This is a genomic window from Pseudomonas sp. Pseusp21, assembly GCF_059492145.1.
In genome coordinates this window covers 2,156,170-2,170,618 of the sequence record NZ_CP168520.1, presented here as the reverse complement: position 1 = coordinate 2,170,618, position 14,449 = coordinate 2,156,170, and the positions used below count along the sequence as shown (strand labels likewise).

General features: G+C 61.3%; 14 protein-coding genes and 2 pseudogenes. 6 read left to right on the top strand and 10 right to left on the bottom strand.

Features of this window, described 5'->3' with window-relative positions:
- A complete protein-coding gene (locus tag ACEN93_RS09780; protein WP_495611350.1) occupies nucleotides 1-855 on the bottom strand; it encodes a LysR family transcriptional regulator in 855 nt (284 codons plus the stop codon).
- Between the two features lie 88 nt (nucleotides 856-943).
- On the opposite strand from ACEN93_RS09780, the gene ACEN93_RS09775 reads away from it, so the two are divergent.
- Nucleotides 944-1,381, top strand: a complete 438-nt coding sequence (locus ACEN93_RS09775) for a multidrug/biocide efflux PACE transporter (protein WP_495611349.1) — start codon at nucleotides 944-946, stop codon at nucleotides 1,379-1,381.
- A gap of 60 nt (nucleotides 1,382-1,441) precedes the next feature.
- Here ACEN93_RS09775 and ACEN93_RS09770 read toward each other — a convergent pair whose 3' ends face one another.
- On the bottom strand, nucleotides 1,442-2,197 hold the full coding sequence (locus ACEN93_RS09770) for an SDR family NAD(P)-dependent oxidoreductase (RefSeq protein ID WP_490841214.1): 756 nt from the start codon (nucleotides 2,195-2,197) through the stop codon (nucleotides 1,442-1,444).
- A gap of 120 nt (nucleotides 2,198-2,317) precedes the next feature.
- Here ACEN93_RS09770 and ACEN93_RS09765 point away from each other — a divergent pair, with 120 nt between their 5' ends.
- Nucleotides 2,318-3,214 (top strand): LysR family transcriptional regulator, encoded by an 897-nt coding sequence (locus ACEN93_RS09765; protein WP_414882102.1) that lies wholly within the window; start codon nucleotides 2,318-2,320, stop codon nucleotides 3,212-3,214.
- 54 nt (nucleotides 3,215-3,268) lie between these two features.
- On the opposite strand, the gene ACEN93_RS09760 is transcribed toward ACEN93_RS09765, so the two are convergent.
- Together ACEN93_RS09760 and ACEN93_RS09755 are read right to left on the bottom strand one after the other, a co-directional pair.
- Entirely contained in the window at nucleotides 3,269-4,882 is a 1,614-nt protein-coding gene (locus ACEN93_RS09760) for an inorganic phosphate transporter (protein WP_495611348.1), read from the bottom strand.
- A gap of 254 nt (nucleotides 4,883-5,136) precedes the next feature.
- Complete coding sequence (locus ACEN93_RS09755; protein WP_163976219.1) at nucleotides 5,137-6,159, bottom strand: transporter; 1,023 nt, start codon at nucleotides 6,157-6,159, stop codon at nucleotides 5,137-5,139.
- A gap of 275 nt (nucleotides 6,160-6,434) precedes the next feature.
- On the opposite strand from ACEN93_RS09755, the gene ACEN93_RS09750 reads away from it, so the two are divergent.
- Complete coding sequence (locus ACEN93_RS09750) at nucleotides 6,435-8,057, top strand: methyl-accepting chemotaxis protein (protein WP_495611347.1); 1,623 nt, start codon at nucleotides 6,435-6,437, stop codon at nucleotides 8,055-8,057.
- 112 nt (nucleotides 8,058-8,169) lie between these two features.
- On the top strand, nucleotides 8,170-8,613 hold the full coding sequence (locus ACEN93_RS09745; protein ID WP_495611346.1) for a hypothetical protein: 444 nt from the start codon (nucleotides 8,170-8,172) through the stop codon (nucleotides 8,611-8,613).
- 292 nt (nucleotides 8,614-8,905) lie between these two features.
- On the opposite strand, the gene ACEN93_RS09740 is transcribed toward ACEN93_RS09745, so the two are convergent.
- Both ACEN93_RS09740 and ACEN93_RS09735 read right to left on the bottom strand, forming a co-directional pair.
- On the bottom strand, nucleotides 8,906-9,211 hold the full coding sequence (locus ACEN93_RS09740) for a PepSY domain-containing protein (RefSeq protein ID WP_103386044.1): 306 nt from the start codon (nucleotides 9,209-9,211) through the stop codon (nucleotides 8,906-8,908).
- A 141-nt stretch (nucleotides 9,212-9,352) separates the two neighbouring features.
- Nucleotides 9,353-10,480 (bottom strand): glycerophosphodiester phosphodiesterase, encoded by a 1,128-nt coding sequence (locus ACEN93_RS09735; protein ID WP_490841212.1) that lies wholly within the window; start codon nucleotides 10,478-10,480, stop codon nucleotides 9,353-9,355.
- 217 nt (nucleotides 10,481-10,697) lie between these two features.
- On the opposite strand from ACEN93_RS09735, the gene ACEN93_RS09730 reads away from it, so the two are divergent.
- Nucleotides 10,698-11,024: a DUF2025 family protein gene (locus tag ACEN93_RS09730; RefSeq protein WP_039773311.1), complete on the top strand. Its 327-nt coding sequence runs from the start codon at nucleotides 10,698-10,700 to the stop codon at nucleotides 11,022-11,024.
- Nucleotides 11,025-11,080: 56 nt separating this feature from the next.
- Here ACEN93_RS09730 and ACEN93_RS09725 read toward each other — a convergent pair whose 3' ends face one another.
- Nucleotides 11,081-11,395: an antibiotic biosynthesis monooxygenase family protein gene (locus ACEN93_RS09725; RefSeq protein WP_134334298.1), complete on the bottom strand. Its 315-nt coding sequence runs from the start codon at nucleotides 11,393-11,395 to the stop codon at nucleotides 11,081-11,083.
- Nucleotides 11,392-12,099 carry a CTP synthase C-terminal region-related (seleno)protein gene (locus ACEN93_RS09720; protein WP_495611345.1) on the bottom strand — a complete coding sequence of 236 codons (708 nt, stop codon included), beginning with the start codon at nucleotides 12,097-12,099 and terminating at the stop codon, nucleotides 11,392-11,394. Before ACEN93_RS09720 ends, ACEN93_RS09725 begins: the two co-directional genes overlap by 4 nt.
- Nucleotides 12,100-12,141: 42 nt before the next feature.
- Between ACEN93_RS09720 and ACEN93_RS09715 the strand changes: the two genes are divergently transcribed.
- Nucleotides 12,142-13,056, top strand: a complete 915-nt coding sequence (locus tag ACEN93_RS09715) for a LysR family transcriptional regulator (RefSeq protein WP_371855242.1) — start codon at nucleotides 12,142-12,144, stop codon at nucleotides 13,054-13,056.
- Between the two features lie 6 nt (nucleotides 13,057-13,062).
- Here the strand turns inward: ACEN93_RS09715 and ACEN93_RS09710 are convergent.
- A pseudogene (locus tag ACEN93_RS09710) lies at nucleotides 13,063-13,500 on the bottom strand (methyl-accepting chemotaxis protein); the annotation flags it as partial.
- 108 nt (nucleotides 13,501-13,608) lie between these two features.
- A pseudogene (locus ACEN93_RS09705) lies at nucleotides 13,609-14,292 on the bottom strand (PAS domain-containing protein); the annotation flags it as partial.
- Between the last annotated feature and the right edge of the window lie 157 nt (nucleotides 14,293-14,449).

Below are 14,449 nucleotides of genomic sequence, written 5' to 3'. Positions count from 1 at the left end.
CTACTCCAGCATCTTGCTCAGCAACCAGCTCCCCGCCGGCCCCGGCGGGTACAGCCGCGACCACAGGGCATCGACGAACACCGGTTTCGGCCAGCCACGCACCTTCAGTTCCACCAGCAAGTCATTGCCGAAACGCTCCACCAGCCAGCGCGGCAGCGGGGCCCAGCCGAAGCCTTTCTCGGCCATTTCCAGCAACATCAGATAACTCGGCGCCGACCACACCCGACCTTTGCTGCGACTGTCATAGGGATTGACGATGGTCGCCAGGCGCAGCTCGCGATGCTGTTCAAGGATCGTTTGATCGATGGATTCCTGTGTCGCCAACGGATGGCCGCGCCCCACGAACAAGGCGATTTCCGTACGCTCGGCGACGGTCGCGCTCGCCAGATCCGGTGGGTAGTTGTCCTGCATTTCGGCGAACGCCAGATGCGCTCGACCGCGCTGCACCAGTTCGATCAGGTCATCGCACTCGGCGATCAGGCATTCCAGCTCCAGGTCCGGATAACGTTGTTCGAAGCCCACCAGTGCCGCTTCGAAACGGTCGGACTGATAAGTGTCGGAAATCGCCACCGTCAGTTTCGGCTCGACGCCCTGAGCCAATTGCCGGGCGGTCATTTCCAGGCGGCTGGTGGCCGCCAGAATCGCCTCGGCCCGTTGCAGCATCACGTGCCCGGCCGGGGTCAGCGTCGGCTTGCGGCTGCTGCGGTCGAACAGGATCAAATCCAGATCGATCTCAAGGCTCGCCACCGCCGCACTCACCGTCGACTGACTGCGCCCGAGTTTGCGCGCCGCCGCTGAAAAAGAGCCTTGAGTCGCCGCCTGGACAAACGCGAGCAACACTTCCTGAGACGCCATGAACTATCGCCTTGATCGATGGTTATTGGTTATGAAGTATCGGTGTGGTGCTGGATCATGGCAACCATCTTCACAGAGGACTTCGGCCATGACTGCCAACAAATCCATCACTGAACGTATCTTCCAGGCCATCGGTTTCGAATTGCTGGCGATCCTGATCTGTACCCCGTTGCTGGCGTGGATCATGGGCAAACCGCTGGTCGAAATGGGCGCCGTCACCATGGCCATCGCGTTGCTGGCCCTGGGTTGGAACGTGGTGTTCAACGGCTTCTTCGACCGGATGCTCAAGCGCTGGAACATCGCTCACAACGCCTGGGTGCGAGTGGCGCACGCGCTGCTGTTCGAGGGCGGGTTGATCGTGATGGGCGTGCCGCTGATTGCCTGGTGGCTGTCGGTCAGCCTGTGGCAGGCGTTCCTGCTCGACATCGGCGTGCTGCTGTTCTTCCTGCCATACACCTACGTTTATCACTGGGGTTATGACGTGGTGCGCGAACGGCTGGTGATGCGCAGCGTTTGCCAGAGCTGAAAACAAAAAATCGCCGCCTGTGAGGGCAGCGATTTTTTTTGTCCGGGATTTTTGCAGGGTTTAGAGAAACATCCCGCCCGACGCTTCAATCCGCTGACCGTTGATCCACTGTGCCCCCGGCGACAGCAGCAGCGCCAGCGCACCGCCGATGTCATCCGGCTGCCCGGCACGGCCCAGCGCGGTGTTGCTGGCGACCATGGCGTTCAGCGCCGAATTGTCGCGCACCGCGCCGCCGCCGAAGTCGGTTTCGATGGCGCCCGGTGCCAGGATATTCACGGCGATCTGCCGCGCCCCCAGCTCCTTGGCCTGATAACGGGTCAGCACTTCCATCGCGCCTTTCATCGCCGCGTAGGCGGCATAACCCGGCAGGGTGAAGCGGGCCAGACCGCTGGAGATGTTGATGATCCGCCCGCCATCATTGATCAGCGGCAGCAGTTGCTGAGTCAGGAAGAATGGCCCTTTCAACTGCACGTTCATCAGCAGGTCGAACTGCTCCGGCGTGGTGTCGGCGAACGACGCATGCACACCAATCCCGGCGTTGTTGATCAGGAAATCGAAGCGCGGACGCTCCAGCTGTTGCAACGCCTGCTCGACTCGCACAGCGAAATCGGCAAAGCCTTCGCTGCGCCCGACATCCAGTTGCAGCATCACGGCTTTGGCGCCTAGCGATTCCAGTTCCTGGACCAGCGCCTGGGCTTCATCGGCGCGGCTGTTGTAGGTGCCGATGATGTCCACGCCTTGCGCGGCGAGGTGCAGGGCGGCGTTCTTGCCGAGGCCACGGCTGGCACCGGTGATCAATGCGATTTTGCGGTTCATGGGTTTTCCTCGATGGCGGTGACGGTTGATGGGGCACAGTTTATTTATCCGCCATGAGGTGATAAACAGACTGAAACCGGAATCACTGGTCGGATTGTCCGAACAATCAATGGGTGGCCCATGAACAAACTGGAACTGCTGCGCACCTTCGTCCGGGTCAGCGAATTGTCGAGTTTCACGATGGCGGGGGAGAGTCTCGGGCTGCCGCGCTCGACGGTGTCCGAGCAGGTGCAGGCGCTGGAAACCCTGCTCGGCACGCGCCTGCTGCAACGCACCACGCGCAAGGTCCAGGCGACTCAGGACGGCCTCGCGCTGTATGAACGCAGCAAGGATCTGCTGTCGCACATGGACGAAATCGAAAACCTGTTCCGTCAGGACGAAGCGTCGCTGACCGGGCGGATCCGGATTGACATGCCGAACATTCTGGCGCGGCGGCTGATCATGCCGAAGTTGCCGGAATTCATGGCCCGTCATCCGAACCTGGAACTGGAAATCAGCAGCACCGATCGTCGGGTCGACCTGCTCGCCGAAGGTTTTGATTGCGTGCTGCGCATCGGCGCGCAGCCCGATCAATCGGTGGTGGCGCGGCATCTGGGGGATTTCAGCATGATCAACTGCGCCAGCCCCGCGTATCTCGAGCGTTACGGCGTGCCGCAGACTCTGGAAGACTTGGCGCAGCATCGGCTGGTGCACTACGTCGGTGTGCTGGGTTCGCGTTCGGAAGGGTTTGTCTACGAGCAGGACGGGCAAGTGCACCGCGTACCGATGGCCGGCAGCGTGACGGTCAACAGCACCGATGCCTACGAGTCGGCGTGCCTGGGCGGGTTTGGTCTGATCCAGGTGCCGCGCACCGGGATGAACACCTATCTGGACAGCGGCGAGATCGTCACCGTGCTGCCGCAATACACCGCGCCGGCGATGGGCATTTCACTGTTGTACGCGAGGCAGCGGCAGCTGCCGTTGCGGGTGCGGGTGTTCATGGACTGGCTGGGGGATTTGATTCGTTCGACGCTCTGATTCCTGCCGCAAATCCCTGTGGGAGCAAGGGCTCTCACAGGGATTTGGGGTGGATCAGAAAATCTGGGTAAACAGCCAATACAGGCTGCCCGACAACAGAATCGCCGCCGGCAACGTCAGTACCCACGCCATCAGCAGATTGCGGATGGTCTTCATCTGCAAACCGCCACCGTTGGCGACCATGGTCCCAGCCACACCGGACGAAAGCACATGAGTGGTCGACACCGGCAGACCGAACATGTCGGCAGCGCCGATGGTCAGCATCGCCACGGTTTCCGCCGAGGCGCCCTGGGCGTAGGTCAGGTGGGTCTTGCCGATCTTCTCGCCGACCGTGACCACGATCCGCTTCCAGCCGACCATGGTGCCCAGCCCCAAGGCAATCGCCACGGCGATCTTCACCCACAGCGGAATGAACCGCGTGGCGTTGTCGATCTGCTGCTTGAACAGTTGCAGCTTGCCGCTGGTGTCGGCGTCGAAGCTGCCGACCTTGTTCTTGTCCATCAGGCGAATGGTTTCGCTGGCCAGGTACATGTCGTTACGCACGTTGCCCATGGCCTCGGCCGGGACTTTCGCCAGCGAGCCGTAGCCTTTCACTTCTTCACCGATGTGCCCGGTCAGGACGGCGAGGGCCGGGACCAGTTGTGGCGTAGCTTCCTTGCTGCGCACGTAGTCGGAGAGCACGGCGCGTGGATCGGCCGGTGCCGGCAGTGGCGCACTTTTCACCAGCGCTTGCTGGGTCACTTGGGCGACGGCGGCGAATTGCAGCGATTGTTCTTCCGGCATCGTGCGGTTCAGTGCATAAGCCATCGGCAGGGTGCCGACCAGAATCAGCATGATCAGGCCCATGCCTTTCTGGCCGTCGTTGGAGCCGTGAGCGAAGGACACGCCAGTGCAGGTCAGGATCAGCAGACCACGAATCCACCACGGCGGCGGGGTGTTGCCTTCCGGCGCCTTGTACAGCGAACGGTTCTTCACGAACGCGCGCAGCGCCAGCAGCAACAGCGCTGCGCAACCGAAACCCACCAGCGGCGACAGCAGTAGCGCGTAACCGATCTTGGTCGCCTGGGCCCAGTCCACACCGCTGGTGCCGTCGCGACCATGCATCAACGCGTTGGCCACGCCGACGCCGATGATCGAACCGATCAGCGTGTGCGATGACGAGGCCGGCAGGCCCAGCCACCAGGTGCCGAGGTTCCACAGGATCGCCGCGATCAGCAGGGCGAAGATCATCGCGAAACCGGCGGACGAGCCGACTTGCAGAATTAACTCTACTGGCAGCAGCGCAATGATGCCGAACGCGACTGCACCGCTGGACAGCAGCACGCCGAGGAAGTTGAAGAATCCCGACCACACCACGGCCACATTCGGCGGCAGAGAGTGGGTGTAGATCACCGTGGCCACGGCGTTGGCGGTGTCGTGGAAGCCGTTGACGAACTCGAAGCCCAGTGCAATCAACAGCGCTACGCCGAGCAGCAGGAATGGGGTCCAGGTGGTGACCACCGTGCCGAGTTCGTGCATGTCGTGCATCAGGCTGTAGGCGGTGAACAGCATTCCCATGGCCAGCACGGCGAAGAACACCACGTAAGTGAAGGGGCCGGTTTTTTTGTCGAGCGCCGGCCTGCCACTGGCAGCGGAGGCCGGGCTGACGGTCAGGGAGGGAGTAGCCATGGGCGGACAATCCTGAGCGGGGGAAGGAGTGTTGCCCATGATCGTTGCTAAATATTACAGAGAGACTGCGACAGATCAGTGTTTGGGTTTTTAGCTTCACCGCTGATCTGAAGGCGGTGATCGTTCCCACGCTCCGCGTGGGAATGCATAAGGTGACGCTCTGCGTCACAGGGACGCGGAGCGTCTCGGGCGGCATTCCCACGCGGACGGTTCGACGCCTCGACGTGGGAACGAGCGGCAGGGGCAGTCGGCTCTTAGTAATCCCGCCGCTTGCGAAACGCCCAGCGCCCGGCAATCACGGTGAACGTCGCCACCAGCGCCACCAGAATCCAGAACCCTTCCGGATCGGTGGCCAGCGGCACGCCGCCAACGTTCATGCCGAAGAAACCGGCAATGATGTTGATCGGCAGCGCCAGCACCGTGACCACGGTCAGAGTGAACAGCGTGCGGTTGCTCTGTTCGTTGAGGTTGGCGGCGATCTCTTCCTGCAACAGCTTGATTCGCTCGCCCAGAGCCGTGAGGTCGTTGATGATCAGCGCGAACTCCTCGGTGGATTTGCGCAGCTCCTTCACGTCTTCCTTCTGCAACCAGGGCGGCGGCCGGTTGAGCAGGCGCAGCAGCGAACCCGGTTCCAGCGCCAGCAGCCGTTGCAGGCGCACCAGCACTCGCCGGTTGGCGCCGAGTTCGGCGCGGTTGGTCGACAGTCGCGAGGACAGCAATTCGTCTTCGACCTGATCGACACTCATGCTGGTCTTGCGCACGATCTGGGTCAGCACTTCGCCCTGGTCGCGCAGCAGGTGCACCAACAGTTCCGACGGCGAACGAAAGCACTCGCCGGCCTTCACCGAAGAACGCAGCTTGTCCACCGAGTGCAGCGGTTGCAGACGCGCACTGACAATCAGTTTGCTGCGCACGCAGACCCACAGCGTCGACACGTCCGACGACACCATGCTGCTGAGGTTGAACACCACATCGTTGACCACCGCCAGCAACGCCGAATCGACATGCTCGATGCGGGTCGAACGTGAACCTTCGTGCAGCGCTTCGAAAAATTCCTCGGGCAATTGCAGATGGCTTTTCATCCAGCGCTCGCACGCAGCGTGGGCCAGGTTCAGGTGCAGCCAGAGAAATTCTTCGCTGTCGCTGTCGTCTTGCAGGCAGCGCAGGGCGGTCGCCGAATCCACCTCGCGCCCGCGTTCGCCGGGGCGAAAGCGAAAGCCGTAAAGCAGGCCGAACAGGTCAGGATCACGATGACTGATATCGAGGCTGTGGTTCATGAAGGCTCGCTGCGAGGAGGCGTCTGTCGCGGGATTTGCAGATTCACCTGAGCCGCATCATCGCAATGTCACATGACGCTTGTGTGACAGCAAAATGACGTCAAATCAACGCGTTACCGGCCGTCGGAAATGACTCAAGAAGGCCTCTGGCACGCCGATCACGCATGAGTTAGGTTGCGCGCCTTCGGCCAAGAGCCAAGGTCCGCCGACACGGATGTCCGGCTAAAAAATCACGTCTTACCGGACGTGCCTCATCCCTGTCCCGAGTACCTGCAATGCTGCAAAAATCCCTGAGAGCGCAAATTCTCGCCCTGCTGAGCGGCAGCCTGCTGGCGATGCTGTTGATCGCGCTGGCCTGCTTTCACTTCCTGTCCAATGGCGTGCAGAGTTACAGCCAGTTGATCGCCGGCCCCTTGCACACTTCGCAACTGATCGACGAAGCCAACCTGCAATTCAAGGTGCAGGTCCAGGAGTGGAAAAACGTCCTGCTGCGCGGCAAGCAAACGGCGGATCTGGCCAAGTACTGGGGCCAGTTCGAAGACCGTCAGCGCGATGTGCAGGGCATCCTCGGTGAGCTGGCCAACCAGAAAGGCCTCGAGCCTGCGCTGAAAACCCGCATCGAACGCCTGCGCGAAGAACATCGTCTGCTCGGCGCTGCGTACCAGAAGGGTCGTGATGCCTACGTCGCCGCCGGTGCCGATCCGACTGCTGGCGATGCCGCCGTCAAAGGCGTTGACCGTGCCGCCAGCGATCAGATGAGCGAACTGGTCGCCGAGTTGCGCAAGCAGGGCACCGAGCAATCGGCGCAGATCAGCGCCAGTGCTGATCGCACTGTGTGGCTGGGGCTGCTGGTGATGCTCGCGTCGGGTTTGCTGATTGGTTTACTGAGCCTGTGGCTGGTCAACCGCAACCTGGTCGAGCCGATCCGCAAGCTCATCGACTACGTCACCCAGTTGAGCAGGGGCCGTCTGGTCGAGCGCGTGGTCAGTGACCGTCAGGACGAGCTGGACAACCTGGCGGCAGCCGCCAACACCCTGCGCGATTTCCTCGCCGAAACCTTCAATCATCTGCAACGCAGCGCCAAGGATCTGGACAACGCCAGCGGCGAGTTGAATGCCATCGCCACGCTGATGGCCGGCGGCACCAACGAACAGTTCAACCGCACCGATCAGGTGGCCACCGCGATGAACGAAATGTCCGCCACTGCCCAGGAAGTCGCCCGTCATGCGGCCGACGCCGCTCGTGCTGCCGACGATGCCGACCAGTCCGCGCAACAGGGCGAGAAGGTCATGCAGAGCACCATCCACAGCATCACCCAGATGCGCGGCGAAATCGCCAACACCGCCACGGTCATCCGTCGTCTGGAAGCCGACAGCGGCCGCATCGGCAAGGTGCTGGAAGTGATTCGCGGGATCGCTGAGCAGACCAACCTGCTGGCGCTCAACGCTGCCATCGAAGCGGCCCGGGCCGGTGAAGCCGGGCGTGGTTTTGCGGTGGTCGCCGACGAGGTTCGCAACCTCGCGCAGCGTACGGCGGAGTCGATCATCGAGATCAACCAGATCATCCACAGCGTGCAGACCGGCGCGGTGGATGCGGCCCACGCCATCGACAGCGGCCAGACCCGCAGCGATGAAAGCGTCGAGCAAGTGACCCAGGCCGGTGCCATGCTCGAGCGCATCACCCACGCGGTGGAGGCGATCCGCGACATGAACCGTCAGATCGCCACGGCGGCTGAAGAGCAGACCTCGGTCGCCGAAGACATCTCGCGCAACCTGACCGAGATCACCTCGATCGCCAGCACCAACCTCGACAACGTGCAGCGCACCGAAAGCGCCAGCCAGAACCTGCACGGCCTGTCCGGCCAACTCAACGACGTCACCGCTCGCCTGAGCGTCTGACCGGCCAGGGACTGTGTACCGGTTCGGATACCGAGTCGGTACACAGTCGATCTCAATTCGTGCAGACCGCCGCCGATGCCCGGTTATCTATCACCGGCATTGGAGATTCCCCATGGTCAGCATCACGTCTGTTTCGATCAATCAGACCGTCACCACGTCTACCCGCAAAACCTCGATTGCCGACACCGGTGACGACACCTCGACCACCGCGGCGGCCAGCACCGGCGTGAAAGCCGACACCAGCAAAGTCGCGGCGGGCGGTGGTGCGGCGCCGGCGGGCGACAGCAGTTCCAGCAGCGATGAATCGGATACGGTGAAGGAACTGCGCAAGCAGATCGCCGAGTTGCAGAAGCAGTTGCTGGAAGAGCAGCAGGCGTTGCAAGCGGCTCAGGCCAAGCAGGAAAGTGAGGACGCCAAGGCTGCGGATGTCGCGGCTGCGCAATCGCAGATCGCGACGACGTCGGCTTCGTTGCAGACGGCGACGGCGGCGTTGTTGGCGGCTTTGCAGGATTCGGACAGCGGTACTTCCGGTTCGTTGGTCAGTACGACCGCGTGAAGCCTTTTCCCCTCATCGGAACGCCGCCCGCCTAGCCCTCTCCCAAAGGGAGAGGGGACTGACGGAGTTGAATGTTCGAGTTACACCGACCTGACAGTTCTGAGTCGAACTCAGGTTTGAACAGCATGAAGATCGGCTCCCTTTCCCCCTCGCCCCCTTGGGGGCGGTCCGACGTTTCGGGAGGGCTGGGGTGAGGGGATGGTTCTCACAGGCGAAACCGGAGTTTCGTCAAACGCCAGACACAAAAAAGCCGCACAACCCAAAAGTCGTGCGGCTTTGTCTTATCAGCCAATCAAGTGTCTTGCTTGTTGCTCAGCACCTTGCCGGTGGTCGCATCGAAGTCCACATCGAACTCCTTGCCATCAGCAGCACGCAGTTCAACTTCATACTCATAACCATTGAAGTGGTTATCCAGATCCGTGTCGGTAATGGTCGCACCCGGATGCAGTTTCAGCGCTTCTGCGTTCATCGACTCCAGCGACTTGATCTTGCCTTCCTTGACCAGTTGCGGGATCTGGTCAACGCGAACGTCAGCCTGGGCCAGGCCAGCGGTGAGGGTCAGGGCGGCAGCGGTAAACAGGGCAGTCAGGGTTTTCATCGGTTATTCCTTTGGGTGATTCGTTTAAGTGAGTTCAGGTTAATCGCCGCAACTTAACTCACCCTTAAAACGCAGCGAGCAGGCTGGACTCCCGAGGGAGCGAGCCTGCTCGCAACACTGACTGACGCGCGGATTTACAGATCAGAAACCGTTGTTCTTCAACACCTGATCCACACTGGCGGCGGCCGGGCGTTTGAAGAATTTCAGCAGTTCGCTGGCGCGGTTGGTGAAAATGCCGTCGACGCCGGCGGCCATGACTTTTTCGAAGTCCACCGGCTCATCCACGGTGTAGACGTGCACCAGCAGGCCCTGATCGTGGGTGTATTTATTCATCCATGGCTGCACCAGATCCGAATAGCTCTGATCGCCGCCGTGGGTCAGCTTCGCCGAAGGGCCGGTGCCGATTGCACCCTGTGCCTTGGCGTAGTCGATCCACTGCTTGAACTCGGCTTCGGATTTCGGCTCTTGCTTGCCGTAGAACGCGTTCTTGTCCTTCTCGCCGGAGTCGGCAAAGGTCACTTTGGATTTCGGCTCGATGCTGCCTTCGCCGACCCACAGCAACAGGATTTTCGGCACCTGCGGCATTTCCTTTTGCAGCATTTCCAGGCTGCTCTTCTCGAACGTTTGCAGGATCACCTTGCCGTTGCTCTCGCCGACGCTGGCGACGTTTTTCGCCGGTTTGGCGTCCGCCGGAATCAACCAGCCACGAGCCCGGAGTTTTTCCTTCAGGTCATGCTCGATCCCCGGGAACAGCTTCGGCTCCTTGGTTTCGATGTACAGGCCCGGCTTGTGCTTCGGATTGGCCTGGGCGATGTCGATGATTTCATCGAGGGTCAGAATCTTCAGACCGACGTAGGACGGGCGGGCGCGATCCGGGTACTTGGCGTTGTACCAGCTGCCGGCGTCGAGGGTTTTCAGTTCGGCCATGGTGAAGGCATTGGCCGGGCTGTCCTTGCGCTCCGGGAACTTGGTCGCGACGTCGGTGGTGCGCTGCAGGTTGTCGTCGTGCAGGGCGAACAGCACGCCGTCCTTGCTGCGCTGCAAGTCCATTTCCAGGTAATCGGCGCCCAGGTCGCGGGCCAGTTTGTAGGACGCAGCGGTGGATTCCGGGGCATCGAAGGACGCGCCACGGTGGGCGATCACCGCCGGGTGCGGAATGCCCTCGGAGGCAGCGAGCGCAACCGGGGTTGGCTGGCCGGCGGCGTGGGCCTGACCGAGGCCGAGCATCAGGCTCAGCAGCAGTGCGCTTTTGGTGAACGTGGCGGGCATGTCGAGGTCCTTTCGCAGGTATTTTCGAAGATGTACCTTTTAGCAACTCAAACGAAAACGTGCTATCGCGAGACCGACATAAACGTACTGAAAGCGAAAATTTGCGCACTTTTGTGCGTTCGTTTGCAGTACGCTTGTGCACGGCAACCGCCCCGGCAGAGGGCGCGCCACCCATTGCCCTGCGTGTAGACCATCGATCCTTTTCGTGAGGTTTACCATGCGCATCACATCGCAACTCATCTGCCAGGCCGCCGACGACCTCAAGGGCTTCGTCGGCCTCAACCGCAAGACCGGCCAGTACATCGTGCGCTTCAGTGAGGACTCGTTCGGCATGGACGTGGCCGATGACGGCATCATTCCGTGCAGCGAATTCGTCTGGGCACCCACCACCGAACAGACCATGACCCTCAAGCGCGAACTGATCCAGTTGCTGCTGGATCAGAACATCGATGACCGGATCAACATTACCGAGCCGTTGCGCGTTTATATGAGTAAACGCGAAGTGCCGGAGATTGAGGCGGTGCGTAGTCTGGTGAAGGGCTGAGATGCTTCGGTGAATCATTTGCCGCCATCGCCAGCCTGCTGACGATGGCGCAATATTCATTTCCCGAACCGATACTCCCGCTCCACCCGACACACCCGCGTATGAAACGCCGAATACCACTCAGCCCGCCCGCGCGCCTGAATCACCCGATGCTCCGGATGCTCGCGCCAGGCCAGAATTGCCGCCTCACTCTCCCAGTACGAAACCGTAATCCCCACCCCGTCCGCGCCCCGGATCGAATCGATGCCGAGAAAACCCGGTTGCTCGGCCACCAGTTGCATCATGCGCTCGGAGGCCTCGGCATAGCCGTTGTCGCCCTCGGTGCGGGTCGACGTGAAGATCACGGCGAAACACGCAGTGTTCGGTTTCATCGACAGTGCTCCGAGCAGGCTTCGACAAACGCCCGCACCAGCGGTGGCAAGTTCCCCTTGAGCGCCGCACGTTCCGGCTGGAACAGCGTGGCGACAAAGAACACATGGTTTTTCAGTTCGATGGCGCGCAGATCGCCTGCCGAATCGTGACCCACGGCGTGTAGTTCATGGGTCAGCAACTCCCGTTCGAACTGCGGATTCACACCGTAGCGGCAGCGATAACCTTCGCGAATTACCGACGTTTCGTACGCCCTGGCGATCAACGAACCGGGCACCAGATGAATGCTGTCCACTGCTTCCACCAGCGAGCAGGTCAGCGGTGTGAGCACTGCGCGGCTCGAGTCAGGCGAAGTTTCGCCATGCTCGGCGTCGGCCCAGCCCAGCACGTTGCGGGAAAACTCCAGCACCGCATGCTGAAAACCGCCGCAGGTGCCGAGGAAAGGGCGGTGCTGCTCGCGGGCAAAGCGGATGGCCCGCAGGGCGCCGTCTTCACTTTTATAGGGACTGGCCGGCACACACCAGAAGCCGTCGAAATGTTCCAGCGGTGTCTCCGGCAGGATTCGGTCGGTGGCCAACCATTGGAAATCGACCGGACGGCGAAGGTGTTCCGCCGCCAGTCCAAGGGCGACCGGGATGGCCTGGTGGGCAATGACTTGCGGATCGTAATCACCAATCAGGGCGATGCGCAGGGCTCTGGATTCCATGAGGACTCGCTGTGCTTGTTGAGGGATGACGCTCACTATAGATTGGCGTTCACGCACTCTAAATTGGCGTTTGCCCAAGTGATCAATGCAGCCGCGCAATACCAACTGGATTTCCCGGATCTGGCCCTGATTCTCGCCTTAGTGCGCGGCGGCTCTCTGGCCCGGGCCGCGCAGTTGTTGAAGGTCGATGTGTCGACGGTGTTTCGCGCCGTGCGCCGACTGGAAGCATCACTCGGCCAGCAACTGTTCGAAAAAAGCCGCGCCGGTTATTTGCCCACCAGCCTCGCGCAGACACTGGCCGAGCAGGCCGAACGTGCCGAGCAAGCACTGGAAGCAGCGCGTATCGGTGTGGAGCAGGGCGGCGAAGTGGTCAGCGGTACGGTGCGCCTGACCTGTACTGATTCGGTGTTGCAAGGTCTGCTGCTGCCGGCGCTGGCGCAGTTCATGCCGAACTATCCGGCGCTGACCATCGAGCTGAGCACCTCCAACGATTTCGCCAACCTCAGCCGCCGCGATGCCGACATCGCCCTGCGCCTGACGCGTACACCGCCGGAGCATCTGGTCGGACGGGAGCTGGCGAAGATTTCCTACCGGGTCTGCGCCAGTCAGCGTTATCTACAAAAGGTTGAAGCGACCGATCTGGCGGCACTGACCTGGATCGCCCCGGACGACTTTCTGCCCGATCACCCGACCGTCGCCTGGCGCCGTCAGCAGTTGCCCGGTGTGACGCCGAGCTATCGCTGCAACAGCATGTTGTCGGTGACGGAACTGGTCCGCGCCGGACTGGGCGTGGCGGCGTTGCCGGACTTTCTGATCGATGATGGTCTGCAAGCCCTGAGCGAACCCTTGCACGGTTACGACACCGCGCTGTGGTTGCTGACCCGCCCGGACTGCCGCGCGTTGCGCTCGGTGGTCACGCTGTTCGACGAACTGGGGCGGGCGCTGCGTTTGCCGTGATCGCGTTTAACCCGGCGCCCGGTCATTGGCGAACATGCTCACGGCTTCCACTGCTTCGCTGGCGCCGTCCCGGATCTGCAGAATCACCGTGCCGGCCTGATCCGCCAGCTCAACACCCTGTGCCGCGCGACCACGGGTGCCGTCCATGCTCTTGATCGCCTGACGGGTTTCGGTCTGGATCAGGCCGATCATGTTGGAAATTTCCGCTGTCGAGCCGCTGGTGCGTGCCGCCAGTTGCCGAACTTCATCGGCTACAACGGCAAAGCCACGACCCTGCTCGCCGGCACGCGCAGCTTCGATGGCGGCGTTCAGGGCCAAAAGATTGGTCTGATCGGCAATCGCGCGGATGGTGTTGACGATGGCGGTGATCTGCTCGGAGCGCTCGCCGAGTTGTGCGATCAGGGTTGAGGATTCGGCGATGTCGTCGGCAATTTCGCGCATTTCACTGGCCGCTTGCTGAATCACTTGCGTACCTTGCTCGGCGACTTTTCGGGTGGCCACCGAGATGTGATAGGCGGCGCTGGCACTGCGCGCATCCTGCTCGTGCTGCTCGACCCGGGCGGTCACGTCCGACGCGAACTTCACCACTTTGCACAAGCGGCCGGCGGCGTCGTAGACCGGGTTGTAATTGGCTTCAAGCCACACGGTCTGCCCGCGTTTGTCGACGCGTTCGAATTGGCCCTGAAACAGTTCGCCCTGATTCAATCGGCGCCAGAAATCCTGGTAGGCGCTGCTGTTGACCAGTTGCGCGGGGCAGAACAAACGGTGATGTTTGCCTTTGAGTTCGGCGAGGGTGTAGCCCATGCGCGTCAGAAAATTCTGATTGGCGGTGAGGATATTGCCGTCGAGATCGAATTCGATCACCGCCATGGCGCGGTCGATCGCCTGCAATTTCGCATTGGCTTCGCTTTCCTGCTGCACTTTGGCGGTGACATCCATGGCGTACTTGACCACTTTCACCACGCGACCCGAGTCATCCTTGAACGGGTTATAGCTGGCTTCGAGCCAGATTGGTCGGCCCTGGCTGTCAATACGTTCAAAGGTGCCGGACTGGAACTGGCCGCTTTTCAATCGCGACCACAACTCGGTGTACTGATTGCCACGGGCAAACTCTGGAGAACAGAAATGGCGATGGGGCTGGCCGACTACCTGTTCACGGGTGTAACCCATGGTTTTCAGGAAGTTGTCGTTGGCGCGCAGAACGACACCGTCGACATCGAATTCGATCACTGCCATGGAGCGGTTGATCGCCTCCAGCAGGCCGGCTTGTTGGTTGATGGTGTTTTGGAGATCGACGAGGGCAGTCTTGTGGCGGTTGAAAATCATGTTCATGGCACTCTGGAAATAGGACTGAAGGTGGGGTCCCTGTTTCCGCGTCAGCCAGCCAGATATC

What these genes read in the sequence shown, in the direction of transcription:
- ACEN93_RS09780 (WP_495611350.1), bottom strand. Translation starts at nt 855, where the DNA reads ATGGCGTCTCAGGAAGTGTTGCTCGCGTTTGTCCAGGCGGCGACTCAA.
- ACEN93_RS09775 (WP_495611349.1), top strand. Translation starts at nt 944, where the DNA reads ATGACTGCCAACAAATCCATCACTGAACGTATCTTCCAGGCCATCGGT.
- ACEN93_RS09770 (WP_490841214.1), bottom strand. Translation starts at nt 2,197, where the DNA reads ATGAACCGCAAAATCGCATTGATCACCGGTGCCAGCCGTGGCCTCGGC.
- ACEN93_RS09765 (WP_414882102.1), top strand. Translation starts at nt 2,318, where the DNA reads ATGAACAAACTGGAACTGCTGCGCACCTTCGTCCGGGTCAGCGAATTG.
- ACEN93_RS09760 (WP_495611348.1), bottom strand. Translation starts at nt 4,882, where the DNA reads ATGGCTACTCCCTCCCTGACCGTCAGCCCGGCCTCCGCTGCCAGTGGC.
- ACEN93_RS09755 (WP_163976219.1), bottom strand. Translation starts at nt 6,159, where the DNA reads ATGAACCACAGCCTCGATATCAGTCATCGTGATCCTGACCTGTTCGGC.
- ACEN93_RS09750 (WP_495611347.1), top strand. Translation starts at nt 6,435, where the DNA reads ATGCTGCAAAAATCCCTGAGAGCGCAAATTCTCGCCCTGCTGAGCGGC.
- ACEN93_RS09745 (WP_495611346.1), top strand. Translation starts at nt 8,170, where the DNA reads ATGGTCAGCATCACGTCTGTTTCGATCAATCAGACCGTCACCACGTCT.
- ACEN93_RS09740 (WP_103386044.1), bottom strand. Translation starts at nt 9,211, where the DNA reads ATGAAAACCCTGACTGCCCTGTTTACCGCTGCCGCCCTGACCCTCACC.
- ACEN93_RS09735 (WP_490841212.1), bottom strand. Translation starts at nt 10,480, where the DNA reads ATGCCCGCCACGTTCACCAAAAGCGCACTGCTGCTGAGCCTGATGCTC.
- ACEN93_RS09730 (WP_039773311.1), top strand. Translation starts at nt 10,698, where the DNA reads ATGCGCATCACATCGCAACTCATCTGCCAGGCCGCCGACGACCTCAAG.
- ACEN93_RS09725 (WP_134334298.1), bottom strand. Translation starts at nt 11,395, where the DNA reads ATGAAACCGAACACTGCGTGTTTCGCCGTGATCTTCACGTCGACCCGC.
- ACEN93_RS09720 (WP_495611345.1), bottom strand. Translation starts at nt 12,099, where the DNA reads ATGGAATCCAGAGCCCTGCGCATCGCCCTGATTGGTGATTACGATCCG.